Here is a 5,628-nt window from a genome sequence, read left to right as displayed (position 1 = left end):
GGGGGGGGGGGGGGGGGGGGGGGGGGGAGTCTGCTCGCAGAAGCCGGGGCCGAGCCCCGAATCCGCGGGGCGGGGCAGGGCGAAGAAGAAGGTCGAGCCCTTCCCGGGCCGGGACTCCACCCAGATCCTCCCCCCGTGGCGCTCGAGGATGCGGCGGCAGATCGCCAGGCCGATGCCGGTGCCTTCCGGACCCCCGCGGCCGTGCAGCCGCGTGAAGATCTGGAAGATCCGTTCGGACTGCCCGGGGGGGATGCCGATGCCCTCGTCGCGGATGCCGATGATCTCCTCGTCCCTGCGGGTCTCGGCGGTCAGGTGGATGCGGGGGGGACCCTCGCGGCGGAACTTGATGGCGTTGGAGACCAGGTTCTGCAGGAGCTGCACCATCTGCGTCTCGTCGGCGGCCACCGTCGGCAGGCGCTCCTGCGACACGGCGGCGGCGGTCTCCTCGACGAGCGCCCGCAGGTTCAGCAGCGCCTTGCCGAGCGCCAGGTTCAGGTCCGTGACGCCGAGGCGGTTGCGAGGGCGGTCGGCGCGGCAGAAGAGCAGCAGGTCGTCGAGGAGCCGCTGCATGGACGCCGCGGCCTGCCCGACGTGCTGGAGGTATCCGGCGGACGTGGCGTCGAGCTGCGCCCCGATCCGCTCGCGCAGCAGCTCCGAGAAGCCGACGATCGCGCGCAACGGCTCCCGCAGGTCGTGCGCCACGATCCCGGCGAATTGCTCGAGGTCGCGATTCGAGCGCTCGAGCTCGCGATTCGAGTGCTCGAGCCGCTTGCGGCCCGATTCGGCCTCGGCGGCCCGGCGGTCGGATTCCTCGCGGGCGCGGGCCAGCTCGTTGGCCAGGGCGTGGTAGCGGGCCTCGGACGCGCGCAGTGCCTCGATCGCCTCCCAGCGTTCCGTGTTGTCCCAGAGGGAGATCCGGCAACTCTTCCGCTCGACGTCCCCGGGGGTGAGCCGGCTCTGGAGCAGCGCGTGGAAACGCGTTCCGTCTGCGCGCTGCAGCCAGAGTTCGGCGAAGGACACCGCGTCGCCGGCGAAGCATTGCTCGAGGTATGCGCGAAGGTCCTTGCGGTGCGCGCGGACGACGAACTCGGCGAGCGTGCGCTGCCGCAGGCCCAGCCGCCTGGCGCCGAGCAGCTCGATCGCCGCGGTGTTCGCCTCGAGGATGACCGAGTCGCGGGCCACCGTGAGGAAGCCCGTGGGCGAGAGGTCGTACAGCGCCTCGAAGCGGTCGCGGGCGACCTCCATCTCCGCGCAGCGGGCGTCGAGGGCCGTGCGGCGGCTGGCGTAGTCGGAGCGCAGCGCCGCCAGCTCGGTCGCGGCGCCCGCGAGCTCGTCCTCGAGGCGCCGCACCGTCGCGGCGGCGCGCGCGTCCGGCCGGCGTCCCGGGGGGGATGCCGGCGCGGCGCCCGCGCCGCCCGTCTTCCTAGTCTTCCGTGCGGCCGGTGACATCCTCGATCGCCAGCAGCAGCCGGTCGGACGGCAGACGCGCGTCGCGGATCTGGCGGCCGGCCACCAGCAGCCGCCGGCGGCCGATCCGGGGCAGGTCGCGGTCCAGGACGAACCCCTCGAAGGCGACGCCGTCCTCGCTCAGCCGGCGCAGGCGCTCGCGCAGGCCCGCGTCCTTCCACGCGCCGCCATCGAGCTCGAAGAGCGAGTGGCCCAGCACGGCCTCCGGGCCCGCCGCGATCGCGCCGAGGAAGGCCTTGTTCGCGAAGAGCACGCGGAAGTCGCCGTCGAGCGCCAGCAGCGGCTGGGTGAGCGTCTCCACGATGCCCAGGGCCGAGTTGGTCTCGCGCAGCACCTCCTGCGCGGTGCGCTGCTCCGTGACGTCGGTGAAGGTCAGGACGACGCCGTCGATGACGTTGCCGCCGGTTCGGTACGGGATGATCCGCGCGAGGAACCAGCGGCCGCCGGGCGCCGCGGTCAGCTTCTCGACCGAGCTCAGCGTGCGGATCACCGACTCGGCGTCGCGGACCAGGTCCGGGTAATCGATCTTGGCGACGATGTCGCTCAAGGGGCGCCCGATGTCCCCCTGGATCAGGTTGAAGACGTCGATCATCGCCGGCGTGAAGCGCTTGATCTTCAGCTCGCTGTCCAGGAAGATCGTCGCGATCTGCGTGCTCGCCAGCAGGTTGCTCATGTCGTTGTTGATCTGGGAAAGCTCGTCGATCTTGTTCTGCAGCTCGGAGTTGACCGTGACCAGCTCCTCGTTGACCGACTGCAGCTCCTCCTTGGAGGTCTCCAGCTCCTCGTTCGTGCTCTGCAGCTCCTCGTTCGAGGACTGCAGCTCCTCGTTCATCGACTTGAGCTCCTCGTTGGTGGTCTCCTGCTCCTCGATCACGGTCTGGAGGTGCTCGCGCGTGCCCTTGAGCTCGAACTCCAGCTCCCGCACCCGCGCGCCCATGCGGTCGCGCGCGCCGGGCACCCGGGCCCCGCCCCTGGCGGCCTTCGGCTGGCGCACGTCGTGGAACACCACGAGGACGAGCCCCTGCAGATACTCGGGCTGCTTGACGTAGCGCAGCCCGATGTTCACGGTGCGATAGCCGGTGTCGGTGCGCACCTGGACCCCCTCGATGACCTGGTCGGTCTTGCGGGCGTGCGTCTTGCGCAGGGCCGTGCGCAGCTCCAGGCGCAGGCCCTCGCGCGCCATGTCGAGGATGTTCAGCGTCGCCTTGCCCGGGGCCGGCTCGAGGTACTTGCCCGTCCTCCCGTGGACGTAGAGGATGTCGCCCCGCTCGTTGACGAGGGCGCAGGGCGGGGAGTAGTGCTCGAGGAGCAGGCGCGTGGTCAGCTCGGCGACGGTCGTCTCGCCCGGCTTGCGCGGCTCGCGCGCCAGTTCCGAGCGCGGCCCCTTCTCCAGGGCGAGCGGGAACCGGACCTCGGGCGGCAGCTGGGCCGCCGCGTCGAGCCTGCGGGACCTGAAGACCTTCCACTTCTTGTCCACGACCGCGAAGAGGTCGGTGGCCTCGCCGACGGACTCGGAGGAGCCGAGGAGCAGGAAGCCCTCGGGGGCCAGGGCGTAATGGAAGAGCGGGATGATCCGCCGCTGCAGCTCGGTGCTGAGGTAGATCAGCAGGTTGCGGCAGCTGACGAGGTCGACCTTGGAGAAGGGCGGGTCCTTGATGACGCTCTGGACGGCGAAGACGACGATCTCGCGGACCTCCTCCTTGATCTTGTAGCTGGTGCCGTGCTTGACGAAGAAGCGCGCCAGCCGCTCGGGCGAGACGTCCACGGTGATGCTTTCGGGGTAGACGCCGGCCCGGGCGGTCTCGATGGCCCCGATGTCGATGTCGGTGGCGAAGATCTGGACCTTCTGCCTGATGCGGGACTTGCGGAGGTGCTCGAGGAAGAGGATGGCGATCGAGTAGGCCTCCTCGCCGGTGCAGCAGCCGGGGACCCAGACGCGCAGCGGCGCGTCCTCGGCGCGGTCCTTGAACAGCAGGGGGAGGACCTTGTCCTGGAGGACGGCGAAGGCCTCGGGCTCGCGGAAGAAGTTCGTGACGCGGATGAGCAGCTCCTTGAAGAGCTCCTCGATCTCGTGCGGATTGTTGCGCAGGTACGCCGCGTAGCCCTCGAGGTCCTCGACCTGGTGGATGGCCATGCGCCGCTCGATGCGGCGCATGACCGTGTTCTGCTTGTATTGGGAGAAGTCGTGCCCGGTCTGGACGCGGATGAGGATGAAGATCTTCTGGAGCAGGTCGGCGGGTTTGGCCTCCGGCGGCGCCGGCAGCGGCCGCCCCGGGGCGTGGTGCACGTACTCCAGCAGCCGCTCCGGCATCTTCTCCGGGGCCAGGACGTAGTCGGCAATGCCCGTCGCCACGGCGCTCGTGGGCATGCCGTCGTACTTCGCGGTCGCCGGGTCCTGGACGATGACGAGCCCGCCCTCGCCCTTTATCGCGCGCAGGCCCAGCGTCCCCTCGGTCCCCGTGCCCGAGAGCACGACGCAGATCGCCCGCTCCTTCTGGTCCGCGGCCAGGGCGCGGAAGAACGAGTCGATCGGGTGGCGCAGCCCCCGCACCTCCTTCGGCTCGAGGAGCATCAGCGCGCCGTTGAGGATCGACAGCTCCTTGTTCGGCGGGATGACGTAGATGCGGTTGGGCGACACCTTCATGCCGCCCTCGGCCTGCTGCACCGGCATCTTCGTGTAGCGCTCGAGCAGCTCGGTCATGATGCTCTTGTGCGTCGGGTCCAGGTGGGGCACGAGCACGAAGGCCAGCCCGCTGTCCGGCGGCATGTTCTGGAAGAACTTCTCGAACGCTTCGAGCCCTCCGGCGGACGCGCCGATGCCGACGATGTGACTGGGCCCGCGGGGGCTTCTCGCCCCGGTCGCCCGCGCGGCCTTCTCCTCAGCGCGCGCCGGGACGGATTTCTTCGCCTGTGCCGACATTCGCGTTCCCCCCGCTGACGACGGCGACGAATGACCAAGAAGCCCTGTAATCTCAAATACTACGGCGTGGTTCCGGGGGAGTCAAGCGCGGGGAGGTGCGGCGGCGCGCGCGGCCGCCGGTCGGGGAGCCGCGCCGCGGGCCCCTTGCAAGCCCGGGGCGGGGCGTGCTATCCAACTCCGGTGAGTCCGCACCTCAAGGATCTGATCCGGGGGCCGCTGCACATTCTCACCGTGGAGGACTCGGCGACGGACGCCGAGCTGCTCGCGATCGCCCTGGCCGGGGAATTTCCGGCCGGCCAGTCCGTGACCTGGGCCAGGACCCTGGAGCAGGCGCTCGAATGCCTGCACCACGGCGCCTTCGACGTGCTGCTCATGGACCTTTCGCTGCCGGACAGCTCGGGGCTCGACGGGATCCGGCGCATCCGGGGCGAGTGGCCCCACGTGCCGATCGTGATCGTCACGGGGACCCTGGACGAGGAGCTGGCGGCGGCGGCGGTCGACCTCGGCGTCCAGGACTACCTGCTCAAGGGCCGGCTGACCGGCAGGATCGTCTCCCGGGTCATCATGTACGCGATCCTGCGCCAGCGGGCTGAGGAGATGATGCGGCGCGCGAACGTCGAGCTGGAGGACAAGGTCCGGCAGCGCACCGCGCAGCTGCGCGAGCTGGCCTCGGAGCTGATCCTGGCCGAGCAGCGCGAGCGCCGGCGCATGGCGGTGCGGCTCCACGACCATCTCCAGCAGATTCTCGTCGGCGCGCGGCTCGGGCTGGGCATGCTGCAGATGTCGCCGAAGGGCCAGCCGCTGCGCGCCGAGCTGCACACGATCGAGGACCAGGTCGGCGCCGCCATCGAGGCGTCCCGCTCGCTGACGGCGGAGATCAGCGCGCCGGTGCTCTACGAGGGCTCGTTCGCCGCGGCCCTGCGCTGGCTGGCACAGCAGATGCGGGCCGAGCACGGGCTGCAGGTCGTCGTGCAGGCCCAGGAGGACGCCAACGTCGAGGACGAGAGCGTTCGCGTCCTGCTCTTCCAGTCCGTGCGCGAGCTGCTGCTGAACGTCGTGAAGCACGCGGGCACGGACCGGGCCCAGGTGCGGCTGGGCCACGGCGCGCGCGACTGCTTGAGCATCGAGGTCTCGGACGAGGGGCGCGGTTTCGACGGGGGCCTGCCGGACGCCGGCAAGAAGGAGAGTCTCGGGCTCTTCGGCATCCGCGCGCGGCTGGACCAGCTCGGCGGTGGCATGCT

Annotated in this window: 3 protein-coding genes; 1 reads left to right on the top strand and 2 read right to left on the bottom strand. The window is 70.6% G+C overall.

The features are described from left to right. A partial coding sequence (locus VI078_02410) for an ATP-binding protein (GenBank protein ID HEY5998135.1) occupies positions 1–1,449 on the bottom strand: 1,449 nt, incomplete at its 3' end. Further along, positions 1,424–4,387, bottom strand: a complete 2,964-nt coding sequence (locus VI078_02405) for a chemotaxis protein CheB (protein HEY5998134.1) — start codon at positions 4,385–4,387, stop codon at positions 1,424–1,426. The genes VI078_02410 and VI078_02405, both read right to left, overlap by 26 nt. Before the next feature lie 180 nt (positions 4,388–4,567). Between VI078_02405 and VI078_02400 the strand changes: the two genes are divergently transcribed. Beyond that, positions 4,568–5,628 (top strand): response regulator (locus tag VI078_02400; protein ID HEY5998133.1); only part of this gene is annotated, 1,061 nt, incomplete at its 3' end.

Source organism: bacterium (assembly GCA_036524115.1).
In the GTDB taxonomy this organism is placed as follows: Bacteria; JAUVQV01; JAUVQV01; order JAUVQV01; family DATDCY01; genus DATDCY01.
This window is presented reverse-complemented; position numbering and strand designations above follow the sequence as displayed.

Bases quoted from the DNA above. Each gene is read 5' to 3' on its own strand.
- VI078_02405 (HEY5998134.1), bottom strand. From the start codon at position 4,387: ATGTCGGCACAGGCGAAGAAATCCGTCCCGGCGCGCGCTGAGGAGAAG.